We start from the raw sequence: 22,951 nt of genomic DNA, 5'->3' as shown, positions 1-22,951 counted from the left end.
AGGGCATGTACGAAGGGAACATCATGGGGGTGCGGGCGATCCGCGGAGCCATCCAGGTCGACGCCAACGAGCGTGAGGCGATCCTGGCCGGAGTCACCGAGCTGGTGACCGAGGTGATGGCGCGCAACGAGCTCACCACCGACGACGTGATCAGCGTCATCTTCACAGCCACCCCGGACCTCAACGCGGAGTTCCCGGCGCTCGCCGCGCGCAAGCTCGGCTTCCACGACGTGCCGCTGATCTGTGCCACCGAGATCGACGTCCCGGGTGCGCTGCCGCGCGTGGTCCGGCTCATGGCCCATGTGGAGACCGACAAGCCTCGGCAGCAGATCCAGCACGTCTACCTGCGGGGCGCGGTCGCGCTGCGGCTGGACATCGCCCAGTAGGCGCGGTGAGCCACCAGTGGATCCGCACGTGAGCACGTCATGGCGGCCCTGCGCGACCACCTGCGGGACGGGGCGCCGGTGAGCATCTCGAGCGTTCTCGTCGTCGGGACCGGGCTGATCGGCACCTCGGTCGCGCTCGCGCTGCGCGAGCACGGCCTGGAGGTGTACCTCGCCGACCGTGACGACCGGGCGGTACGGCTCGCCCGGGAGCTGGGCGCCGGCCGGGAGTGGCCGCCGCCGGGCGGGCGGGACGAGATCGCGCCCGTCGACCTCGCGGTGGTCGCGGTGCCCCCGCCGTACGTCGCCGACGAGCTGCTGCGGCTGCAGCGGGAGGGCGCGGCCCGCTGCTACACCGACGTGGCGAGCGTGAAGGCGCTGCCGCTGGAGCGCGCCGCCGCCATCGGCTGCGACCTGTCGAGCTACCTCGCCGGGCACCCGCTCGCGGGCAGCGAGCGCTCCGGCCCGGCGGCCGCCCGCGCCGACCTGTTCCTCGGCCGCCCGTGGGCGTACTGCCCCACCGAGCAGACCTCGCCCGACGCGGTGGAGGCCGTGCTGTCGCTGATCAAGCTGTGCGGCGCCGAGCCGGTGCGGGTCGGCGCGGCCGAGCACGACGAGGCGGTCGCGATCGTCTCGCACGCCCCGCACGTGACCGCGGCGGCCGTCGCGGCCCGCCTCGCGGGCGCCTCGGAGACCGCGCTCAGCCTCGCCGGGCAGGGGGTGCGGGACGTCACCCGCATCGCCGCCGGGGACCCGGACCTGTGGACCGGCATCCTCTCCGGCAACGCGCTGCCGGTCGCCGCGGTGCTCGAGGCGATCGCCGCCGACCTGGCCGCCGCCGCGGCGGCGCTGCGCCGTACCGCGAGAGCGGGGGAGCCGGCGATGGCCGAGGTCACCGACCTGCTGCGGCGCGGCGTCACCGGCCGCGGCCGCATCCCCGGCAAGCACGGCGGCCCCGCCCGCGCGTACGCGGTCGTGCAGGTCGTCATCGGCGACCGCCCCGGCGAGCTCGCCCGGCTCTTCCAGGTCGCCGAGGAGGTCGGCGTCAACATCGAGGACGTGCGCCTGGAGCACGCCCCCGGCCTGCCGCTGGGCATGGCCGAGCTCTCCGTCCAGCCCGAGGCCGCCGGGGTGCTCGCCGCGGCGCTGCGCGCCCAGGGCTGGGACGTGCCCGGCTGAGCCGTACCCCAGGGTTTCGCGAGCCGGTCATCCGTCGCGGGTCTTGACGGGTGACCGGCTTTGCCGTACAAATGCGGTAACAGCGTTACCGATAAGAAACGGTGTTACCCTAACCATGACGGTGAGCGCGTACGAGCGGGCCCGGCAGGCAGGGCAGGGCGCGGTGCGGACGGCGATCCTCGACACCGCCACGCGGCTGCTCGTGGCCGAGGGGGCGGGCTCGCTCACGGTACGGCGGATCGCCGCCGAGGTGGGGTGCTCGACCAAGGTCATCTACACGATGTTCGGCGGCAAGGACGGGCTCGTCGAGGCGCTCTGGCTGGAGGGGTTCGCCCGGCTGGGGCGGCACCTCGCCCGGGTGCCCGAGGACCTGGAACCGGCCGCATATCTGGAGGCGCTCGGCTGGGCGTACCGGGAGTACGCGCTCGCCGAGCCGGAGTATTACCGGGTCATGTTCCAGGACGCAGTCCCCGGCTTCGAGCCAAGCAGCGAGGCGGTGAGCTACAGCAAGTCCACGCTCGCCTACGCGGTGCGGGCCGTGGCCGCCTGCATGCGGGCCGGGGTCCTCCGCGACGGGGATCCGGCCGCGGTCGCCGACGCGCTGTGGATGGCGCTGCACGGCGCGGTGAGCCTGGAGCTGGCCCGGATGGTGGACCCCGCGCAGGCGGCCGACCGGTTCCGCCTGCTGCTGGCGACCCTGCTCGACGGCCTGCGGACCGGCCGCTGAGCGGTCCGCGGGCGCACGCCCGGCGGCGGGCCCTGCGCCGCCGGAACCGCCACCGTCAGGAGGTGCCCCACATGTCCCTCACCGAGTCCCGCGTCGGCGAGCACCCCGCCTTCCGCGGCGGCTTCACCCCGGTCACCGAGGAGATCACCGCCTTCGACCTGCCGGTGACCGGCCGCATCCCGGCCGAGCTCAACGGCCGCTACCTGCGCAACGGGCCGAACCCGATGAACCTCGACGACCCCCGGCTGCACCTGTTCGCCGGCGACGGCATGGTGCACGGGGTACGGCTGCGCGACGGCCGGGCCGAGTGGTACCGCAACCGGTGGGTGCGCTCGGCACGGGTGGCCGAGCGGCTGGGCGAGCCGTGGCCCGGCGGCCCGGTGCACGCCGGCATGGACTTCGCCGCCAACACCCACGTGATCGGCCACGCCGGGCGCACGCTCGCGCTCGTCGAGTCCGGGCCGCGGCCGTACGAGCTGGGGTACGAGCTCGACACGCTCGGCGTGTGCGACTTCGGCGGCACGCTGCCCGGCGGGTACGTCGCCCACCCCAAGCTCGACCCGGCCACCGGGGAGCTGCACGCGATCGCCTACTACTGGGGCCGGGCGCACGTCCAGTACGTGCGAATCGGCCGGGACGGGCTCGTCACCCGCACCGTCGACATCCCGATCCCCGACCAGCCGATGGTGCACGACTGCGCGCTCACCGAGCGGTACGTGGTCGTCTACGACCTGCCGGTCACGTTCGACATGGAGCTCGCCCGGCAGGGGGCCGACATCCCGTACTCCTGGACCGACGGGCGGCCCGCCCGCGTCGGGCTGCTGCCGCGCGACGGCGGCGCGGCGGACGTGCGCTGGTTCGAGATCGAGCCGTGCTGGGTGTTCCACACGCTCAACGCCTACGACGACGGCGACCGGGTGGTGATCGACCTCGTCGTCTACCCCCGCCTGTTCGACGGCGGCCGGCTCGCCGGGGGCCTGCCCGCGCTCGACCGGTGGACGATCGACCCGGCGGCGGGCACGGTGACGGTGACCCGGCTCGACGACCGGCCGCAGGAGTTCCCCCGCGTCGACGAGCGCCGGGTCGGCCGGCCGTACCGGTACGGCTACGCCGTGGTCACCGGCGAGCTCACCGAGCGGCTCGGCGACGGCTACGTCGACCTCAACGACCTGGACGACGCGGCGTTCGGCAACGCGCTGCTCAAGCACGACCTGCGCACCGGCACCGTGCAGGCCCGCACCCTGCACCGGGACGCCTACGCGGGCGAGCCGGTGTTCGTCCCCGCCGAGGGCGCGGCCGCCGAGGACGACGGCTACGTGCTCGCGTTCGTGAACGACCCGGAGCGTGGCGCGGCCGACCTGCTCATCCTCTCCGCGCAGGACTTCACCGGCGAGCCGGTCGCCGTGGTGCACCTGCCCGCGCGCATCCCGCTCGGCTTCCACGGGAGCTGGATCCCCGACGCCTGACGGATATCCACAGGCCCGCCCGCGCGTGCGCGGGCGGGTGCCCGATCCCGGTAACCTCGTGGGCGGCAACTCGAACGGAATGGAGACAGCGTGGCCGGTCTGGTCGTCGCCATTGACGGTCCTTCGGGGTCGGGCAAGTCGAGCGTGTCCCGCGGGGTCGCCCGCGAGCTCGGCCTGCGCTATCTCGACACGGGCGCGATGTACCGCGCGATCACCTGGTGGATGCTGCGCGAGGGCGTGGACGTCGGCGACGCGGCGGCGGTCGCCGCCCGTGCCGGCGAGCCCGAGCTCGTGGTCGGCACCGACCCGGACGCGCCTGCGATCGCCGTCGACGGCGTGGACGTGGCCGGGCCGATCCGCGGCCCCGAGGTCACGGGCGCGGTGTCCGCGGTGAGCGCGGTGCCCGAGGTACGGCGGCGCCTCGTCGCCCGGCAGCGGGAGATCATGGACGAGGCGTGCCGGGACGGCGCGGGCATCGTGATCGAGGGCCGCGACATCGGCACGGTGGTCGCCCCGGACGCCACCGTCAAGATCTTCCTCACCGCGAGCGCCGAGGAGCGCGCGCGGCGCCGTACCGCGGAGCTGACCGGCACCACCCTCGAGGCGCAGCGGGAGGCGATGGCCCGGCGGGATCAGCTCGACTCGACGCGGCCGGTCAACCCGCTGGCCAAGGCGGACGACGCCGTCGAACTGGACACCACAGGGCTCACCCTCGACGAGGTGATCGCCGAGGTGCTGCGCCTGACGAAGGAGAGAACGTCGTGACGGGGGACTACGATGGCGACGAGGGCCTGATCGCGGCCGAGTTCGCCGACCTGGAGCAGGGCGACCGGGACCAGGGCGGAGGCGGTGGCGCCGCCGGTCCGCTGCCGGTCGTCGCGATCGTGGGCCGCCCGAACGTCGGCAAGTCCACGCTGGTCAACCGGATCATCGGCCGCCGCGAGGCGGTGGTGGAGGACGTGCCCGGCGTCACCCGCGACCGGGTCACCTACGAGGCGTCCTGGCGGGGACGCCGGTTCACCCTGGTCGACACCGGCGGGTGGGACCCCGACGCGACCGGCATGGGGCTGCGCATCGCCGAGCAGGCGCAGGTCGCGGCCGAGCTCGCCGACGTGATCGTGTTCGTGGTGGACGCCACGGTCGGGGTCACCGACGCCGACGAGGCGGTCGGCGCGGTGCTGCGCCGTACCGGCAAGCCGGTCATCCTCGCCGCGAACAAGGCGGACAACCCGCAGCTCGAGCTGGAGTCCTCGGTGCTGTGGTCGCTCGGCCTGGGCGAGCCCCGCCCGGTGTCGGCGCTGCACGGCCGGGGCAGCGGCGACCTGCTCGACACCGTGCTCGACCTGCTGCCCGAGGCGCCGCCCGAGCAGTTCGGCGGCGACCGCGGGCCGCGCCGGATCGCGCTCGTCGGCAAGCCGAACGTGGGCAAGTCGTCGCTGCTCAACCGGCTCGCCGGGGAGGAGCGGGTGCTCGTCGACCCGATGGCGGGCACCACCCGGGACCCGGTGGACGAGCTGATCGAGCTCGGCGGCAAGACCTGGCGGTTCATCGACACCGCGGGCATCCGGCGGCGCGAGCGGGAGCTGAAGGGCGCCGACTTCTACGCGACCATGCGCACCAAGGCCGCCCTGGAGCGGGCCGAGGTCGCGGTCGTGCTGATCGACGCCTCGCAGCCGCTCAGCGAGCAGGACCTGCGGATCATGAGCATGGTCGCGGACGCGGGCCGGGCGATGGTGATCGCGTTCAACAAGTGGGACCTGCTCGACGAGGAGCGCCGCTACGACCTGGAGCGGGAGATCAAGCGGCGGATGACCCGCACCCCCTGGGCGCTGCGGGTGAACATCTCCGCCAAGACCGGGCGCAACGTGGAGAAGCTCGTCCCGGCGATCGAGCGCGCGCTCGAGTCCTGGTCGAACCGGGTGCCGACGGCGAAGCTCAACCAGTTCCTCGGCGAGCTGGTCGCGGCCACGCCCCCGCCGGTGCGCGGCGGCAAGCAGCCCAAGATCCTCTTCGCCACGCAGGCCGACGTCGAGCCGCCGCGGTTCATCCTGTTCACCACCGGCTTCCTGGAGGAGACCTACCGCCGGTTCATCGAGCGCCGCATCCGCGAGACGTACGGCTTCGATGGCTCGCCGATCGTCATCAGCATGCGGATCCGCGAGCGCCGCGGCGCGCCTCCGGCGGCCAAGCACCGCTGACCGCGGGGCGGGGGCCGCCGGTTCCGGGCGGCCACCCGCTACCGGTCGCCCTCCTCCGCGCGGATCCGCTGCAGGTGGGCGATGACCGGCGCGTACGCCTTCTCCAGCGTCTCCAGGTCCTCCGGGCTGAGCATGTCGAGGAAGTGGCGGCGCACCCCCGCCACGTGGTGGGGGGCGACCCGCTGCATCGTCGCCCAGCCGTGCTCGGTGAGCACCGCGAAGGTGCCCCGCCGGTCGTGCTGGCAGGTCTCCCGCGCGACCAGGCCCGCCGCCTCCATCCGGGAGATCTGGTGGGACAGCCGGCTGCGGGACTGGATCGTGGCGGCGGCCAGGTCGCTCATCCGCATCCGGCGCTCGGGGCTCTCGGAGAGGTGGACGAGGATCTCGTAGTCGTTGAGGGAGAGCCCGAACTCGTGCAGCTCACGGTCGAGCCGGTGGTCCAGGAGTTTGTGAGCGGCGAGGATGGCGCGCCACGCCCGTTGCTCGGCCCCGGTGAGCCAGCGCGGTTCGACGTCGTCGGTCATGAGGTGAATCTATCCCCGGCCGGTGCCGGTGGCGTGGCCGAGGTCACGTCCCCGGGGGACCTACTGCCGCGGTTTCTTTACCGTTACCTCCGATATCGCCCTTGACGAGCGCGGATGACGAGCTGTTGCCTGGGTAACACGGTCCTTCGCCGTGCCCGGGCGTGCGCGGTGCGCACGGGTCCGCACCGGCGGTCCGGCCGGCCCGTGCGAAAGGTGGTGGCGCTTGCTCATCGGCACGATCCTCCAGCGCAAGGGAACCAGCGTGGCGACGGTCCGGCCGTCCGCCACCGTGCGCGAGCTGCTGGCGGTGCTCGCCGGCCTCAACATCGGCGCCGTGGTCGTCTCCGACGACGGCGCCACCATCGCGGGCATCGTCTCCGAGCGGGACATCGTCCGCAAGCTCCACGAGCGGGGCGCGGAGATCCTCGACGCCCCGGTCTCGTCGATCATGACGACCGAGGTGCGCACCTGCGGTCCCGACGCCAACGTCGACGAGCTGCGCCGTACCATGACCAACCACCGGATCCGGCACATCCCGGTGGTGAAGAACGGTCGGCTCGCCGGGATCGTGAGCATCGGCGACGTGGTGAAGAGCGCGATCGAGGAGCTGGAGACCGAGAACGCCCACCTCGTCGGCTACCTGCACGGCTGAGCACGTCGCGTCGTCAGGCCGCACTCCCGGTGCGCGCCGCGCCCGGGATCGGTGCCGTGCGGCCGTCAGAGCTTGCCGGCCCGGGCCCCTTCCGCGGCGGCGAGCACCTCGGCGAGCGGGGCACCGGCCCCCGCCATGACCGAGGCGGCGACCGCGCCCTCCACCAGGGGCGCGTCGGCGAGCACCACGGAGGGGTCGCCGAGCTCCTCCACCAGCAGTCTCGCGGTGAGCACCGAGCTGCCGAGGTCGGCTAGGAGGACGACGCCGTCCCCCTGGTCGACCGAGCGGACCGCGTCGCGCACCCGGTCGATGTCGGCGCCGGCCGAGCCGTCCGCGGCCCCGCCCGCCGGAGCGATGGGCGCCGGGACCGGGGCGAGGACACGGGTCAGGGCGGCCACCTCACGGGCGAGCGCCGGACTGTGCGAGACCACCACGATTCCCACCATTCAGGCTCCCACCCACGTTCCCGATCGGACCGTTCGCGCCTTCCGCGCGCGCGGCGTGCGGGCCCGCCCGGTTCACGGCCCCGCCGCCCCGGGCTCCGCCCAGGAGACCGCGACGTCGCGCAGCGCGGCGAGGATGAGCGCGGTCGAGGTGGCGCCCGGGTCCTGGTGACCGATGCTGCGCGGCCCGAGATAGCTCGCCCGGCCCTTGCGCGCCTGCATCGAGACGGTGTCCTTCGCCCCCTTGTCGGCCGCGTCCGCGGCGCGGCTCAGCGCCTCCTGCGGCTTGACCCCCTCCTCCACCGCCCGCCGCAGCGCGACGCAGGCCGGGGCGAGCGCGTCCACCATGGTCTTGTCCCCGACCTCGGCGCCGCCGAGCCGGCGCACCGTCTGCAGGCCGGTCTCGAGCGCCCCGGTCAGCTCCGCAAGGCCGACCGTCTCGGCGTCGCCCAGCGCCTTGCCCATCTGCCGCAGGGCGCTGCCGTACAGCGGGCCGGACGCTCCGCCGACCTTGCGGACCAGCGTGGTGCCCGCGAGGGCGAGCAGCGAGCCGGGGGTCTTCGGCGCGTTCTCGGCGAGGGCCTGGCGGATCCCGGTGAAGCCGCGGTCGAGGTTGTTGCCGTGGTCGGCGTCGCCGATCGCCGCGTCGAGCCGGGTGAGGTACTCCCGCTGCTCGTGCACGACCCTGGCGCACTCCTCCAGCCACGCGGCGAAGAACCGAGTGTCCACCGCTGTCTCCTTCCGCCGTCCGTCCGCCGTCCCTCGCCTACCGGCCCCACCGCAGCGCCGGGGTCTCGACCGGGGCGTCCCACAGGAGGGTGAGCCGCTCGTCCAGCCGGCAGACGGTCACCGAGAACCCCTGCATGTCGAGGCTCGTGATGTAGTTCCCCACGAGCCGCCGGGTGACGTTCGCCCCCTTGCGGCGCAGGTACGCGGCGACCTCGGCGAAGACCACGTACAGCTCGATCAGCGGGGTGCCGCCCATGCCGTTGACCATGACGAGCACGTCGCCGCTGAGCGGCAGGTCGTCGTTGATCGCGTCCATCGCGATGCGCACCAGCTCCCGGGCGGGCTCGAGCGCGGTGCGGGTACGGCCCGGCTCCCCGTGGATGCCGATGCCGAGCTCCACCTCGTTCGGGCCGAGCTCGAACGTCGGCTCGCCGGCCGCAGGGGTGACGCATGGGGTGAGCGCGATGCCGAAGGAGCGGCTGCGGGCGTTCACCTCCTCGCCGGTGAGCGCGATCTCGGCGAGCGGGGCGCCGGTCTCGGCGAGCGCGCCGGTGATCTTCTCGACGAGCACGGTGGCCCCGGTGCCGCGCCGCCCGGCGGTGTACACCGAGTCCTGCACCGCCACGTCGTCGTTGACGAGCACGCTCGCCACCTCGATGCCCTCCTCGGCGAGCGCCTCGGCGGCCATCTCGAAGTTGAGCACGTCGCCGGTGTAGTTCTTCACCACGAAGAGCACCCCGGCCCCGCCGTGCATGCGCTGGCCCGCCTCGAGCATCTGGTCGGGCACCGGGGAGGTGAAGATCTCCCCGGGACAGGCCGCGTCCAGCATGCCGTACCCGACGTATCCGGCGTGCAGCGGCTCGTGGCCGGAGCCGCCGCCGGAGACCACGGCGACCTTGCCGGGGCGCGGGCCGGAGGCGCGCAGCACGATGCGGTTCCGCACGTCGACGCGGAGCGACGGGTGTGCCGCCGCCATCCCGGCCAGGGCGTCGGCGACCACGGACTCGGCGTCGTTGATGAGCTTCTTCACGATGCGATCCCCGTCCTTGCGTCGGTGCCGTTACGACACCCCTCGTGGAGACCCTTTTCCGCTTCCCGGCATCGGCAAGCACCCGGGGTGGCGATGATCCTTATCGATATAGGAGGATCTGGACATTCCTCATCAGATATGCCGGGTTCTGCCCCGGACCGGATAACCGCCTGGGAGGCGACGATGTCGGTGTTGCGCAGCCTGCTCGAGGGCATCGGCAACGGCTCGATCGAGGTGATCGACCTCACCGCGCCGCTGTCGGAGACGACGCCGATCCTCAAGCTGCCGGAGCCGTTCGGCAACACGGTGCCGTTCCGCCTGGAGGAGATCAGCCGGTACGACGACCGCGGCCCGGCCTGGTACTGGAACAACATCACCACCGGCGAGCACACCGGCACCCACTTCGACGCGCCGATCCACTGGATCACCGGCAAGGACGGCGAGGACGTCGCCCAGGTGCCGGTCTCCCGGCTGATCGCCCCGGCCGTGGTGCTCGACTTCACCGCCGAGGCCGCCGCCGACCCCGACTTCCTGCTCCAGGTCGAGCACGTCACCGCCTGGCAGGAGCGGCACGGCCCGCTGCCGGAGGGCGGCTGGCTGCTCTACCGCACCGGCTGGGCCGCCCGCGGCGACTCGGAGGAGGAGTTCCTCAACGAGGGCCACACCCCGGGCGTCTCGGTGGAGTGCGCCCGCTGGCTCGCCGAGCAGACCCCGATCGCGGGCATCGGCGTGGAGACGGTCGGCACCGACGCGGGCGCCGCGGGCGGCTTCGACCCGGCCTTCCCCTGCCACGCCTACCTGCTCGGCGCGGGCAAGTACGGCCTCACCCAGCTGCGCAACCTCGACCGGCTGCCGCCCACCGGCGCGGTCGTGATCGCCGGCCCGCTGCCGATCCTCGGCGGCTCCGGCAGCCCGGCCCGCGTGATCGCCCTGGTGGAGCGGTGAACGTCGCCGAGGCGGTGGGCCGGGCCGTCGCCGAGCTGGCGAAGGCCGGGCCGGGTGGGCCGCGCGCCTTCGGCGTGGTCGGCAGCGGCAACTTCCACGTGACCAACGCCCTGGTACGGCACGGCGTGCCGTACGTGGCCGCCCGGCACGAGGGCGGCGCGATCACCATGGCGGACGCCTACGCGCGGCTGACCGGCACGGTCGGCGTGGTGAGCGTGCACCAGGGGCCGGGCCTCACCAACGCGCTCACCGGGCTCGCCGAGGCGGCCAAGAGCCGTACCCCGCTGCTCGTGCTCGCCGGGGAGGCGACCTCGCCCACCTCCAACTTCCGCGTCGACCAGGACGCGCTCGCCGCCGCGGTCGGGGCGGCCGCCGAGCGGGTGCGCTCCCCGGAGACCGCGCTCGACGACGTGGCCCGCGCCTGGCGGGCGGCCCGCGACGGCCGGACCGTGCTGCTCAACCTGCCGCTGCCGGTGCAGGAGAGCGCGCTGCCCGGAACGTTCCGCACGCCCGAGGTGCCCGATCCCGTCCCGGCCGAGCCGGACCCGGCCGGGGTGGAGGCGCTCGCCGGGCTGCTCGCCGCCGCCGAACGCCCGGTGTTCGTCGCCGGGCGCGGCGCCCGCGGCGCCCGGCACGAGCTGGAGGCGCTCGGCGAGCGCGCCGGGGCGCTGCTCGCCACCTCGGCCGTGGCGAAGGGCCTGTTCCGCGGCGGCCCATGGGACCTCGACGTGAGCGGCGGGTTCTCCTCGCCGCTCGCCGCCGAGCTGATCGCGGGCGCGGACCTGATCGTCGGCTGGGGCTGCGCGCTCAACATGTGGACGATGCGGCACGGCCGGCTCATCGGCCCGGGCGCGAAGGTCGCCCAGGTCGACCACGACCCGGCGGCGCTCGGCGCGCACCGGCCGGTCGACCTCGGCGTCACCGGCGACGTCGCCGCGGTCGCGCGGGCGGTCACCGACGCCCTCGACCGCCTCGGCGCCCCCGCCGGCGGCCGCTACCGCACCCTCGAGGTCGGCCGCCGCATCGCCGCCCGGATCCGCTGGCGGGCCGAGCCGTACCGGGACGAGACCGGCGGCGGCCGCATCGACCCGCGCACGCTCACCATCCGGCTCGACGACCTGCTCCCCGCCGAGCGGGTGGTGGCGGTCGACTCCGGCAACTTCATGGGCTACCCGTCGATGTTCCTGTCGGTCCCGGACGAGAACGCCTTCTGCTTCACCCAGGCGTTCCAGTCGGTCGGCCTCGGCCTCGCCACGGCGATCGGCGCCGCGCTCGCCCAGCCGCACCGGCTTCCGGTGGCCGCGCTCGGCGACGGCGGCGCGTTCATGGCCGCCTCCGAGCTGGAGACCGTGGTACGGCTCGGCCTGCCGATGCTGGTCGTGGTGTACGACGACGAGGCCTACGGCGCGGAGATCCACCACTTCGGGCCGGACGGCCACCCGCTCGACCTGGTCGAGTTCCCGCCCGCCGACCTCGCCGCGGTCGGCCGGGGCTTCGGGTTCGAGGCGGTGACCGTGCGCGAGCCCGCCGACCTCGCCGCCGTCGCCGACTGGGTCACGGGCCCGCGCGACCGCCCGATGCTGGTCGACGCGAAGGTGACCCGGGAGCGCGGGGCGTGGTGGCTGGAGGAGGCGTTCCGCGGCCACTGATCGCTGTGCCGGGGGCGTGCCGCCGCGGCTGCAGGAGCGGCACGCCCCCGGCCGGCTCCCGGGACACGCGGGACACGCCGCGCGTGGGTGCCGGGCGCGGCGGGCCGCCGGCGGCTAGCGTCTACGCCGTGGAGCCGATGACTGACAGAGAGTGGCGGGACTTCGTGCTCACCGGCACCCGCACCGGCAAGCTCGCCGTGACCCGCGCCGACGGCAGCCCGCACGTCACGCCGGTCTGGTTCCTCCTCGACGGCGACGACGTGGTGTTCCAGACCGGCGAGTCGAGCGTGAAGGGCAGGCACCTGCACCGCGACCCGCGGGCCGCGCTGTGCGTCGACGACCAGTCCCCGCCGTACTCGTTCGTGCTGCTCGAGGGCACCACGACGCTGTCGGCCGACCTGGACGACCTGCGCGCCTGGGCGTCCCGCATCGCGGCCCGCTACATGGGCCGGGAGCGCGCCGCCGAGTACGGCATGCGCAACGCCGTACCCGGCGAGCTCCTCGTCCGGCTGCACGTGGAGCGGGTGCACGCCTACCGCGGCGTCGCCGAGTAGCCGCGCGGCCTCACCCCATGTGCGGGTAGCGGTGGTCGGTCGGCGGGACGAACGTCTCCTTGATCGCCCGGGCGTTCACCCAGCGGAGCAGGTTGAGGATCGACCCGGCCTTGTCGTTCGTGCCCGAGGCGCGGGCCCCGCCGAACGGCTGCTGGCCCACGATCGCCCCGGTCGGCTTGTCGTTGACGTAGAAGTTGCCCGCGGCGAACCGCAGCCGCTCGGTGGCGAGCGCGATCGCCTGCCGGTCGGTCGCGATGATCGACCCGGTGAGCGCGTACGGCGCCACGCCCTCCATCTGGTCGAGCACCTGCTCGAACCGGTCGTCGTCGTAGACGTACACGGCGAGGATCGGCCCGAAGTACTCCTTGACGAACACCTCGTCCGTGGGGTCGGTGCACTCCAGCACCGTGGGCCGCACGAAGTACCCGGCCGAGTCGTCGTACGACCCGGTGAGCACGGTGATCGAGTCCACCGCGCGGGCCCGGTCGATCGCCGCCCTGCACTTGGCGAAGGCCCGCTCGTCGATCACCGCCCCCATGAAGCACGACAGGTCGGTGGCGACGTCCCCCACGGTGAGCGACTCGGCGGTGGCGACGAAGTCGTCCCGCATCCGCGACCACAGCGACCGCGGCAGGTACGCGCGGGAGGCGGCCGAGCACTTCTGGCCTTGGTACTCGAACGCGCCCCGGATCAGCGCCGTGGAGAGCACCGCCGGGTCGGCCGACGGGTGGGCCACCACGAAGTCCTTGCCGCCGGTCTCGCCGACCAGCCGCGGGTAGCCGCGGTACCGGCTGATGTTCGCGCCCACCGTGGCCCACAGGTGCTGGAAGGTCGCGGTGGAGCCGGTGAAGTGGATGCCGGCGAGCTCGGGGTGGGCGAGCGCCACCTCGGAGATCGCCTGCCCGCGCCCGGTCACCATGTTGATCACGCCGGGCGGCAGCCCGGCCTCCTCCAGCAGCCGCATGGTGAACTCGGCGGCGAACTGCTGGGTCGGCGACGGCTTCCACACCACGACGTTGCCGAGCAGCGCCGGGGCGGTCGGCAGGTTCGCGGCGATCGAGGTGAAGTTGAACGGCGTGATCGCCAGGACGAAGCCCTCCAGCGGCCGGTACTCCATGCGGTTCCACACCCCGGGCGCCGAGATCGGCTGCTCGGCGAGCAGCCGCCGCGCGAACGCCACGTTGAACCGGAAGAAGTCGATCAGCTCGCAGGCCGCGTCGATCTCCGCTTGGTAGACCGACTTCGACTGGCCGAGGATGGTGGCCGCGTTGAGCGTCGCCCGCCACGGCCCGGCGAGCAGCTCGGCCGCCCGCAGGAAGATCGCCGCCCGGTCGTCGAACGACAGCGCCCGCCAGGCCGGGGCCGCGGCGAGCGCGGCGTCGATCGCCGCCCGCACGTCGTCGCCGGTCGCCTCCGCGGTACGGCCCAGCACCGCGGCGTGGTTGTGCGGCTGCACCACGTCGATCGGCTCGCCGCCGGCCATGCGCCGCTCGCCGCCCACCGTCATGGTCAGCTCGAGGGCGGCCCCCGACAGCTCCTTGATCCGCTTCTCCAGCGCGGCGCGCTCCGGGCTCGCCGGCGCGTAGCCGAGCACCGGCTCGTTGACCGGCTCGGGAACGTTGCTGATGGCGTCCATCTCGATGACTCCCCTCCGCGATCTGTCCCGGACTCCCGTCGCCTCAGGAGGCGAGCGAGCGCAGGAAGAAGGCGACGTTCGCGGGCCGCTCGGCGAGCCGCCGCATGAAGTACCCGTACCAGTCGGTGCCGTACGGGACGTAGATCCGCACCGTCCGCCCCGACGCGGCCAGTTCCCGCTGCCTGCCGGGCCGTACCCCGTAGAGCATCTGGAACTCGTAGCCGTCCCGGCCGCGCCCGTGCCGCGCGGCGAGCGACTCGGCGATGGTGATGAGGCGGTCGTCGTGCGTGGCCACCATGGGATACCCGCTGCCCGCCATGAGCACCCGCAGACACCGCACGTACGCCAGGTCGACCTGGTGCTTGTCCCGGTAGGCGACCGAGGCGGGCTCGGCGTAGGCGCCCTTGACGAGCCGTACCCGCGAGCCGGGGCCCGCCAGGTCACGGCAGTCGGCCTCGGTACGGCGCAGGCAGGCCTGCAGCGCGACCCCGGTGCCGGGGAAGTCGGCGCGCAGCTCGCGCAGGATCGCCAGCGTGGAGTCGGTGGTGGTGTGGTCCTCCATGTCGAGGGTGACCTGCACGCCCGCCTCGCGTGCCGCCGCGCAGATCTGCCGGGCGTGGTCGAGCGCGATCCGCTCGCCGTCCGGGCCGAGCGCCTGCCCCAGCGCGGACAGCTTCACCGACACCTCGGCACGGTCGCCGAGGCCGAGCGCGCGCAGCTCGCCGAGCAGCGCCAGGTACGCCTTGACCGTGGCCGCGGCGACCGCCGCGTCGCGCACGTGCTCGCCGAGATGGTCGACCGTGACCGCGAAGCCGTCCGCCGCGAGCCGTTCCACCGTGGCCCGCGCGGCCGCCACGTCCTCCCCGGCCACGAACCGGTCGACGACCCGCCTGGTGAGCGGGAACTCCGACACCACACGCCGGGCGAGCGGGCTCTGCGCCGCCGCCGTGAGCACCGTACCGAGCATGCCCCCACGCTAGATAGGGCAGGTCGGCGCGGCCTATGGACAACCGCAACGGGTCGGTCAAGCCACCTTCATACACCTGTATGAGGGCACTTTCCGACATGACGGACAATGGCGGGGTGGACCTTCAGAGCATCGTCGACGAGATCGCGGAGGTCCTCGGCGGCGCGGCGACGATCGAGGACCGGGCCTTCCGGCTCGTCGCCTACTGCGCGCAGAGCGGCGCCATCGACCGGGTGCGCGAGGAGTCGATCCTGCGCCGCCGCGCCAGCGACCGGGTGCGCGCCTACTTCGAGGGCTTCGGCATCGCCACCGCGACCGCGCCGGTACGCATCCCGGCCGACCAGCGCCTCGGCGTGCTCGCCCGGATCTGCGTGCCGCTCCGGTACCGCGGCGTCACCTACGGCTACCTGTGGCTGCTCGACTCCGGCGCGATCACCGACGACCGCCTCGCGGCCGCCGCGCCCCTCGTCCGCCGGGCCGCGGCCGCCCTCGCCCAGGAGGTCCGCAGCCGCCAGAAGGCGGGCGCCGCGCTGCGCGCCCTGTTCTCCGTCGACCCCGACGTCCGCGCCGAGGCCGGCCTCGAGGTGGACGTGCCGGCCCCGGTCTGCGCGATCGCGGTACGCGCGTCCCCGGACGCGGTGGCCTCGCTGTGGTCGCTGCCCCGCGGCGTGCTCGCCGACCCCGGCGACCCGCTCACCGCGCTGCTCGCCCCCGCCACCCAGGCCCGCGACGTCGCCCGCAAGGTCCAGGCCATGTACGGCACGGCCGCCGGCATCGGCGGCCCCCGCGACGACATCGCCGACGCCTGGCAGAGCTGGCGCGAGGCCCTGCACGCCCTGCGCGTCGCCGAGGCCGTGGACCGCCACGGCCCGGTCGCGTCCTGGCCCGACCTCGGCGTCTACCGCGTCCTGTCCCGCCTGCCCCGCACCGACCTGCTCGAGCTCGCCGCCCCCGCCCTCGGCCTGTCCGGCGAGCTCGCCCGCACCGTCGAGACCTACCTCGACCACGGCGGCCACGCCGGCGAGACCGCCGAGGCCCTCGGCGTCCACCGCCAGACCCTCTACTACCGCCTCGGCCGCGCCGAGCACCTCACCGGCCTCGACCTCGCCGACGGCGAGCAACGCCTCCTCCTCCACCTCGGCCTCAAGGCCGCGCCCCTCGTGTATCACTAGACCGGCGTGAGGCTGGGATCACTCCTCGTCGCCGTCGAGGTCCTCGCTCCGGTAGGCGGGGTGGTCCTGGTCGGCGGTTACGGCGAGGTGCAACGGCAGGGGACGCCGTGTGTGGGCATCCCACGACAGCGGCTGGGCACACAACCGCGCCGAGAGCGCCACAACCTCCTCGTCGGTGAACGGCCCCGGTCGCACGACAACGAACTCGGTCGCGGTGAACGCGTGCCAGGGGGCGCGCTGCTCTCTGGCCCGTTCACTGGGCAGCGTGAAGCGTGTGTAGTCGGAGCCGACCCGACCTTTGCTGCCTTGGTTGAACACCCGCGAGGAGTAACCGAGCAGCCAACTGTCGGCACCCCGGTACACGCGCTTGCGCGGGCTACCGGGCTTGCCGGGATCACGGGATGGACGACCGTCGATGAAGTGGATCGGGCGGGGCACGGCCTTGTCGCCCGTGCCGACCCTTACCACGGCGACGCGCTCGGACCGCGCCAGACCGTCGCCGGGTAGTACTCCCTCGCGCAGCTGGCCATTGCTCAGACCGCTCCAGACGCGGCGGGTCTCATCGGCATCGACCATGACCACCACCGGAAGATCGCCTGGGAGTTCGGCGAGCGCGCTATCGACGTAGGCGCGCAGCCGGGCGTAGGCCGCCTTCCGCTCCTCGATCCGATCACCGATGGAGTCGCGGTGAAAGGCGGTGAGGCCTTCGGCATGCGGTACCCAGCCGCGGCCCCGGACGTACATGCACAACTCCCAGGGCCCGGACGGGCGGGCGCGCACCCCCACCAGAGTCGTGACCAGGAGCGGGCGATCGTGCCTGGCGCGGCCGTTTGCTTTGGTGTTCTGCACACGTACGTGTAGGCCGACCAGCCACACCTCGCGCTCCAGCGGGTACGGGGACATCCGCACGGCCCGGGCCAGTCGGTCGTCGGTCAGGCCGGCTGCGCGTAGGAGGTCTCGCACGGCGACATTGGCGGGATAGTCCTCCGTCTCCGGGTCGGTCGGCCCGTCAGTGCCCGGCGTAATCTTCAGGAACTGGCTGGGCACGCCGAGTTGGGCCAGCATCCTGCGTAGTACGGGCTTGGCGTCGCCGGTAATGGAATCCCCCGGCTTGTACTCGGTGTCTACGATGGCGAGGACGAGGGCACACGGGTCGGCCTTGAGCAGGGGAGCGGCCACAGGCAGTGCCGTGCGGTCGACGTCACCATGGGCAAGAAGCTCGGGTAGGTCGTAGGCGACGAAGCCGACGCGATCGGTGACCGGATGCTCGACACCGGTCGCTACGGGTAGCTCGGGAGCCTCCACCGCCTGGTACGCGCGCAGCGCCAGCCGTACCCGCTCCCGGCTCGCGGAGGAAGCGGAGAGGTGGACGATCCGGATCCGGTCGTATCCGGCCGCCAGTGCGGAGGCGTCCAACGATGACAGGGGTTCGGTGTCGACCTCTCTTTGGACCCTGATCTTCGTCTCGTCGTACGCGATCGGCTCGGCGCCCGAAATGGCGGTCACGTGTTCGAGGAACCGTCGATAGGACCGGGCTCCGACCCCGACGCCCAACCGGTGGCTCCAGTTGACGCTTCGCGAGGCTCGTACCCGGTCGGGCTCGTCGACCAGGACGTTCTCGCCCCACGGCAGGGGAGAGAGCCCACACTCCTCGACCACGGTGCCGCTGAAATCGGCGAAGACACTTCTCCAGCCGGTGTCCGTGGCCTTCCGCGCAATCGGGAGACGTAGCAGCGTGGGGCGCCCATGGTCGATCCACGCCCACTTCACCATGCGCAGGTTGCTAACCAGCCGGGTGAAACTGATGGTGGGGATGGCCACCAGTTCACTTTCCCCGGGGATCGTGACGATCTCGAAAGAGATCTTGATGAGTCCTTCGGCGGCCCTATCGCGGCTGGTGTCGCGGATGGGGTCATCCCAGGCGATCATGTTTCCCTTGGTGTCGAGCCGGAAGGTCACCAGGTGCCCGTCGAAGTCAACGGGGCTGCTCGCGAAGGTCGCGGCCAGGTTCCAGGCCATTACCTTGTAGACCCAGTTGGCGGCCGAGACGCGCCCGGCGGAACGCTGTACGTCGTCGGCAAGCTTCATCGTGCGCGGCCGGAGCTCGGCGATCAGGGGCCCCAGAGTGTCATGGCCGCCGGCGAGCCGTTCCCAGCTCCGGGTGGCCATGTGGAGCGTCTCGGGATCAATGGGGTCGGTGGTGATGAGCCAGTACGGGTCGGTGCGCTTCCGCGGTCTCGGAAGGATGATGACGGGTTGCGCTGTGACAGCGGTAAGCGCGTTCGCAAGCGAGGCGTACGGTGCTGTGGCGTGCTCGTTGCCGGTGCGTCCTCGCCACTTCGCGGCGATCCGATCGAAGGCGGTCATGATCTGCGTCGTGAGCGGATAGACGGAGACCGTGCCGTATAGGTCCTGGGGAATACGGAACGCGCTAGTGATCATCATGGTCGTCGTCTCCTGACATGACGCGGCTCATCCGCGTGGCGAAGATGAAAAAGGACTCGAGTGTGGGGCCGTAGAGTTCGCGCAGTCGTTCAAGCTGTCCGGCGGAGTCCCACTTGTCGCGCAGCTGCAGGATTAACCGCGGCAGATCCGACTGGCCACGGTTGTCGAAAAAGGCATCGTCCACCAGGTACAGCTCGCCCGGGGTTCCACCACGCCGAGCGCGTCCGACGAGCTGGATCAGGCTGACGATGATCTCGGCGACGATGCCGAGCCGGACCCATTCGGGCAGGGAGCGGAAGTACTGGGCCGAGCGAACGATGTCGTCGAAGTGCTTGCCAGCGGCTTTCATGCGTTCGTCGAGCCGCCTCGGCGGGGTCGCCCCTTGCCAGGTCTCGCGCCACAGCCGGTGGCTGATGTGGGCGAGCAGCTCCGCGGGTTCGTCGATGAGGGGGACCGGACGTACCACGACGTAGATGGCGCCGAGCGCCGAGATCTCTCCGTCGAGAATATTGGCGCCGCGCTCCACCACGGCGAGCGGGGCGATCAGGATGTCCGCTCCGGTCGCGGGGAAGCGCTCCACCTGGTCCGAGGCCAGTACGTGCCAGCCCCCACGGTCCAGCTCGGGCTTCTCCTCCTCCCGGGCGAGCAGGCAGAGGCGTTTCTCCTCCGCACCGCCGCGCACCATGCCCTGGGCCAGGGGTAACACACTCGTGTACGAGGTCGTGGCGACAAGGATGCGGTCCCGGCCGGGTGTGCCGCGTTCGTTACGTCGGCGGGCCAGCTCACCTAGATGGTGGGCGAGCTTGAGCCGGTACAGGTGCTCGCCAAGGTCGAAGAGCTTCAGCTCCCGCTGCCGACCCTGAACCCCGGAGATCCGGATCGCGGCGTCGTCGGCGAAGACGCGGGCATCGTGGATCGTGACGCCCCGGTCGTCGGTGTCCGGAACGATCCAGGTCGGCTCGCCGAACACGTGATGGTGCGGGGCACGGGGGAAGTGGCTTGTGGCCGAGAGCCCGAGCACGGAACGGGGCACACCTGCGTGGCCGCGCGCGGTCAGCTCGCCGAGGTATCGGACATATCCGTGCGGATCGCCACCGAATGCGGCCACCGACAGCGCCGCTTCGGACGGCTTCTCCGCGTCGAAACGCTCCTTGAAAGCGAAGAACAGACGGCCGAGCGGGCTGGCGGGCATCGCCTCCCATCGCTTGAAACCGCCCAGCGCGTCGGCGATCGTCTCAGCGGCATCGGCGCCCATCGCGCCCAGGTGTGGCGTGTGGTAGAAGAGCTCGGACAGCTTGCGGCGGAGCGGCTCCAGGTGGGCACGGCGGATCAGGCGATCCACCACGAGACCGCGGACGGTATCGTCGGGGACGACCTGTGAGAGGAGTTCGTTCAGCTCCTGCTTGTACACGGGAAGCGTTGCGTTCCGGCATCCCCCGGAGATCTCACGCAACACCCGGGTGATCTGCTTACGTGTCCCCTCCGCCTGCTCGGTGGTGAGATTCGCGAGCGGCAGCGGGGCTACCTCCCGCGCGTCCGGAGCGTCGAAAAGCACATGTAGAGCTTCGACCTCGTCCCGCTCGACGTCCCGCCCCTCCTCGGACTTCTCGGGCAGGCCGAGCAACCGTGCGGTGAGCCAGGCATCGTGGCGGCGCGGCACGAGCCAGCGGTCGGTACGGTGACCACGGGCCGTGCGGTGACGCCGGTCGGAGAAGGCCGGGGCCATCCAGGACTTGGCCAGGTTGGCGATGTACTGTTCTGACAGCAGGCGCAGCTCGGAAAGGATTGCCCTGACCTCGGCGTCCGACTCTGGGGATACGCTTCCGAAGATCGCACGGAACTCCTCGTCGAGCCGGTGCAGGGCGGTGATGGAACGTCCTTTCGCCAGCTCCAGTTGCTTGGCGCTGGTACCGATCACCGCGCGCTGGAACTGGTCGACCTCGTCGATGATGATCAGTTGACAGCGACGCATCACGAGCTCCTCCACCGCCATGCGGTCGCTGACGCCTGCCTCGGTGCGAATCGGGATGTGCATCCGGCCGTTGAAGAAGGTTGCGTGCGCGGTCACGATCACGTCGGCGCGTACCGCCTCGCGCATGAGGCGGAACTTGCCGCAGCCGTCCCGCCACGGACAGGCATGTCGACGCCCATGGCGGTGTCGCAGCCGGAGGTCACGGCAGGGCTCATGTCCGGGCACCCAGGTGTCGACCGCCACATCGCTCTCGGTCGCGGCAGGCAGGGCACAGCCGTACGCGAGCCGCTCATAGGCCCAATCGCCGAACGCGTCACCGATCGCGGCGAGCCTCTCGGCGTCGGCCATCGCGTCCTTTGGGGAGACCAGCGGAGTGCAGATGCCGTTGATCCCGAGCAGGGCCAGGTTCTCCTCGATCCGCTTCGCCAGGGAGAGCGCGGCGACCCGGGTGGGCACGACGAGGGCGGTCGGCACGCCCTTCTCGACGGCGAGTGTGCCCGTCACCTCCATCAGGACGCTCTTGCCGTATCCCGTGGGGGCGATGAGGGACTGGATCACGCCTCCGGCGCGGATAGTCAGCGACCGGGGCAGGTGTTCGAAGAGGGCCTTGAGTCGTGCCTGGCGGTGGGTGTCGCCGCGGGCCTCGTCAATGCGTGCGGCCATCTTGCCGAGCTCGTCGGCGGACAGCTCGACCTGTGAGACCGCGAGCGCGGTTCGCAAGGTGACGGGATCACGGTGCGGAGCCGTCATCCCGGTCAGGTCGATCAGGCTCTCAGTCCTGTCGGGCGTGGTCCGCAAGGTGGTGTAATACCGGCCCGGTTCCGCTACGGGGAGAGTGTGTGGTTTGTGCTGCTTGTTGAGTTCCTTCAGCAGCCGGTCGGCGTGGAGCCGAGGGTCTACCCCGTGGATGGGTAGCACGTGGTCCCCGTCGACCCGATAGCCGTTGAGCTTGGTCGTGCCGCCCAGCTCGGATACGGCCTTGGCGAACACCTCAAGACTGGCGAGATCGTCACCGCGGTGCCGCAGTAGCGCGCAGACCCTGGCTCGGTCCTCCTCGCCTAGGTCCCAGTACTCGGGCCAGGCATCGATCCGGCCGGTGAGGAGCAGCTGAGCGTGGTCGATGTCGCAAACGCCGAAGAACGCCTCGGCCAAGGCAAAGGCGCAGGAGATGACCTGAGGTCGTGTGCTCATGTGAGATCCCTCTTGATCTGCCGGTAGATCCCGGATTCGGTGACGATCTCCATCCCGGGCAGCAGCCGTTTCAGTTCCGTCAGCCGAGGGCTGCGATAGTCGGGCACCACGATGTACTCGGCTTCCACCGGACGCTCGCGTAGCTTGGCGGCGAGGGCGGCGGGCGATGCGTAGTCCTTGACGTCGAGCGTGTACGACCAGGTGGCCTCACCCGTACGCCGGACCGCGATGTCGTAGGTGTCTTTGAGCGGATACAGGTCGGCCGTCACGCCGGGCAGCTTGGCGAGGCGGTCGCGCAGTCGTACCTCCACCACGCCCGGGACGACGATGTGCCGCCAGATCGACTCATCGACGCAAACCGCGCCCTCAGCGGGACGGGCAGGTCCTGCGGCAGGGGCCCCGGGCTGGGGCTGAAGCCGCGGCCTCCGGCCGGGCAGCAGCGAGTAGACGGCTCCGTGCGGACGGAACCGGCAGCTCACAACCCCAGAGGCGGACACGCTCATTGGCCAGCGGCAGACGGGGCAGCCCCACCACCATCCCCGCCACTGGCGGTCTACGCCGATCTCCCGGTACTCGACCAGTCGTGGGATGCCGAGTTCATTGAGGAGGCGGAGGATCTCGTTGCCATCCCCTGCCGGGTGTTCCACGAGGAAGCGCCGCCCGATCGCGTAGGTCTCATCGTCTCCGGACACGAGGCGCTGGAAGGCCGCGTTCTCCACCTGTTCGGCCCGGTGTGTGCGCCACCGCGGCAGCCATGCCGACGCCGCGGGGTCGAGGAGTTCGACGGTGTAGTCGCAGCCGATGTCGTAGGTGTCGGGGGTGAGCCGGTCGTCGGCATCGAGGATCACCAGCCCGGCGAGGTCGGGGTCGTCGACCGGCATCCATTCGCCGAGCGGCTTACGCAGGCGGGCGGCGAGCTCGACGGGGGTGGTCGGCCCGCGTCCCGGGCCGAGGTGGTGCATGATGACTCCGGTCATCCGCGCCATCTCCCGCCATGCCTCCGGCCGTTCGCGGCGGACGCTCCAGGCGTATCCGGCGCGGAGGGCGGCGGTGACCGGTTTGGCGAGTGGGTGCATGGGCGCCTTTCGG

The 22,951-nt window shown here is 72.3% G+C and carries 20 protein-coding genes; 11 read left to right on the top strand and 9 right to left on the bottom strand.

Features of this window, described 5'->3' with window-relative positions; genetic code table 11:
- The first annotated feature begins 23 nt into the window (after positions 1-23).
- From aroH to der, 6 genes are all read left to right on the top strand, one after another.
- Positions 24-386 (top strand): chorismate mutase, encoded by a 363-nt coding sequence (aroH, locus tag FHX40_RS13195; RefSeq protein ID WP_142261761.1) that lies wholly within the window; start codon positions 24-26, stop codon positions 384-386.
- A gap of 39 nt (positions 387-425) precedes the next feature.
- Positions 426-1,562 (top strand): prephenate dehydrogenase, encoded by a 1,137-nt coding sequence (locus FHX40_RS13190; protein WP_142259883.1) that lies wholly within the window; start codon positions 426-428, stop codon positions 1,560-1,562.
- Positions 1,563-1,677: 115 nt separating this feature from the next.
- Complete coding sequence (locus FHX40_RS13185) at positions 1,678-2,289, top strand: TetR/AcrR family transcriptional regulator (protein WP_142259882.1); 612 nt, start codon at positions 1,678-1,680, stop codon at positions 2,287-2,289.
- 71 nt (positions 2,290-2,360) lie between these two features.
- On the top strand, positions 2,361-3,755 hold the full coding sequence (locus tag FHX40_RS13180; protein WP_142259881.1) for a carotenoid oxygenase family protein: 1,395 nt from the start codon (positions 2,361-2,363) through the stop codon (positions 3,753-3,755).
- Positions 3,756-3,845: 90 nt separating this feature from the next.
- Entirely contained in the window at positions 3,846-4,520 is a 675-nt protein-coding gene (gene cmk / locus FHX40_RS13175; protein ID WP_142259880.1) for a (d)CMP kinase, read from the top strand.
- A gap of 50 nt (positions 4,521-4,570) precedes the next feature.
- Positions 4,571-5,953: a ribosome biogenesis GTPase Der gene (gene der, locus FHX40_RS13170; RefSeq protein ID WP_229788401.1), complete on the top strand. Its 1,383-nt coding sequence runs from the start codon at positions 4,571-4,573 to the stop codon at positions 5,951-5,953.
- A gap of 38 nt (positions 5,954-5,991) precedes the next feature.
- On the opposite strand, the gene FHX40_RS13165 is transcribed toward der, so the two are convergent.
- Positions 5,992-6,477, bottom strand: a complete 486-nt coding sequence (locus tag FHX40_RS13165; protein ID WP_142259878.1) for a MarR family winged helix-turn-helix transcriptional regulator — start codon at positions 6,475-6,477, stop codon at positions 5,992-5,994.
- Between the two features lie 223 nt (positions 6,478-6,700).
- Between FHX40_RS13165 and FHX40_RS13160 the strand changes: the two genes are divergently transcribed.
- A complete protein-coding gene (locus FHX40_RS13160) occupies positions 6,701-7,129 on the top strand; it encodes a CBS domain-containing protein (RefSeq protein WP_142259877.1) in 429 nt (142 codons plus the stop codon).
- Positions 7,130-7,194: 65 nt separating this feature from the next.
- Here FHX40_RS13160 and dhaM read toward each other — a convergent pair whose 3' ends face one another.
- From dhaM to dhaK, 3 genes are all read right to left on the bottom strand, one after another.
- The gene (gene dhaM / locus FHX40_RS13155) at positions 7,195-7,575 is read right to left on the bottom strand and encodes a dihydroxyacetone kinase phosphoryl donor subunit DhaM (protein WP_142259876.1); all 381 of its coding nucleotides are present in this window, start codon (positions 7,573-7,575) and stop codon (positions 7,195-7,197) included.
- Positions 7,576-7,647: 72 nt separating this feature from the next.
- Positions 7,648-8,301: a dihydroxyacetone kinase subunit DhaL gene (gene dhaL, locus FHX40_RS13150; protein ID WP_142259875.1), complete on the bottom strand. Its 654-nt coding sequence runs from the start codon at positions 8,299-8,301 to the stop codon at positions 7,648-7,650.
- A 37-nt stretch (positions 8,302-8,338) separates the two neighbouring features.
- Positions 8,339-9,331, bottom strand: coding sequence for a dihydroxyacetone kinase subunit DhaK (dhaK, locus tag FHX40_RS13145; protein WP_142259874.1), 993 nt, complete (start codon positions 9,329-9,331; stop codon positions 8,339-8,341).
- Positions 9,332-9,514: 183 nt separating this feature from the next.
- On the opposite strand from dhaK, the gene FHX40_RS13140 reads away from it, so the two are divergent.
- From FHX40_RS13140 to FHX40_RS13130, 3 genes are all read left to right on the top strand, one after another.
- Positions 9,515-10,276, top strand: a complete 762-nt coding sequence (locus FHX40_RS13140) for a cyclase family protein (RefSeq protein ID WP_142259873.1) — start codon at positions 9,515-9,517, stop codon at positions 10,274-10,276.
- Positions 10,273-11,925, top strand: a complete 1,653-nt coding sequence (locus FHX40_RS13135; RefSeq protein ID WP_142259872.1) for a thiamine pyrophosphate-binding protein — start codon at positions 10,273-10,275, stop codon at positions 11,923-11,925. Before FHX40_RS13140 ends, FHX40_RS13135 begins: the two co-directional genes overlap by 4 nt.
- Positions 11,926-12,062: 137 nt before the next feature.
- Positions 12,063-12,479, top strand: a complete 417-nt coding sequence (locus tag FHX40_RS13130; RefSeq protein WP_142259871.1) for a PPOX class F420-dependent oxidoreductase — start codon at positions 12,063-12,065, stop codon at positions 12,477-12,479.
- A gap of 10 nt (positions 12,480-12,489) precedes the next feature.
- Here FHX40_RS13130 and pruA read toward each other — a convergent pair whose 3' ends face one another.
- Entirely contained in the window at positions 12,490-14,115 is a 1,626-nt protein-coding gene (gene pruA, locus FHX40_RS13125; protein WP_142259870.1) for an L-glutamate gamma-semialdehyde dehydrogenase, read from the bottom strand.
- 43 nt (positions 14,116-14,158) lie between these two features.
- Complete coding sequence (locus FHX40_RS13120) at positions 14,159-15,082, bottom strand: proline dehydrogenase family protein (RefSeq protein WP_142259869.1); 924 nt, start codon at positions 15,080-15,082, stop codon at positions 14,159-14,161.
- Positions 15,083-15,198: 116 nt separating this feature from the next.
- Here FHX40_RS13120 and FHX40_RS13115 point away from each other — a divergent pair, with 116 nt between their 5' ends.
- A complete protein-coding gene (locus tag FHX40_RS13115) occupies positions 15,199-16,254 on the top strand; it encodes a PucR family transcriptional regulator (RefSeq protein ID WP_229788289.1) in 1,056 nt (351 codons plus the stop codon).
- A gap of 18 nt (positions 16,255-16,272) precedes the next feature.
- On the opposite strand, the gene FHX40_RS13110 is transcribed toward FHX40_RS13115, so the two are convergent.
- The 3 genes from FHX40_RS13110 to FHX40_RS13100 are packed head-to-tail and all read right to left on the bottom strand — an operon-like array spanning position 16,273 to position 22,938.
- A complete protein-coding gene (locus FHX40_RS13110) occupies positions 16,273-18,699 on the bottom strand; it encodes an RNaseH domain-containing protein (RefSeq protein ID WP_142259867.1) in 2,427 nt (808 codons plus the stop codon).
- On the bottom strand, positions 18,686-21,862 hold the full coding sequence (locus tag FHX40_RS13105; RefSeq protein WP_142259866.1) for a DEAD/DEAH box helicase family protein: 3,177 nt from the start codon (positions 21,860-21,862) through the stop codon (positions 18,686-18,688). Before FHX40_RS13105 ends, FHX40_RS13110 begins: the two co-directional genes overlap by 14 nt.
- Positions 21,859-22,938 (bottom strand): restriction endonuclease-related protein, encoded by a 1,080-nt coding sequence (locus tag FHX40_RS13100; protein WP_170198827.1) that lies wholly within the window; start codon positions 22,936-22,938, stop codon positions 21,859-21,861. The genes FHX40_RS13105 and FHX40_RS13100 overlap by 4 nt, the downstream gene beginning before the upstream one ends.
- Positions 22,939-22,951: the final 13 nt, after the last annotated feature.

The organism is Thermopolyspora flexuosa (assembly GCF_006716785.1).
GTDB classification, from domain to species: Bacteria; Actinomycetota; Actinomycetes; order Streptosporangiales; family Streptosporangiaceae; genus Thermopolyspora; species Thermopolyspora flexuosa.
This window is presented reverse-complemented; position numbering and strand designations above follow the sequence as displayed.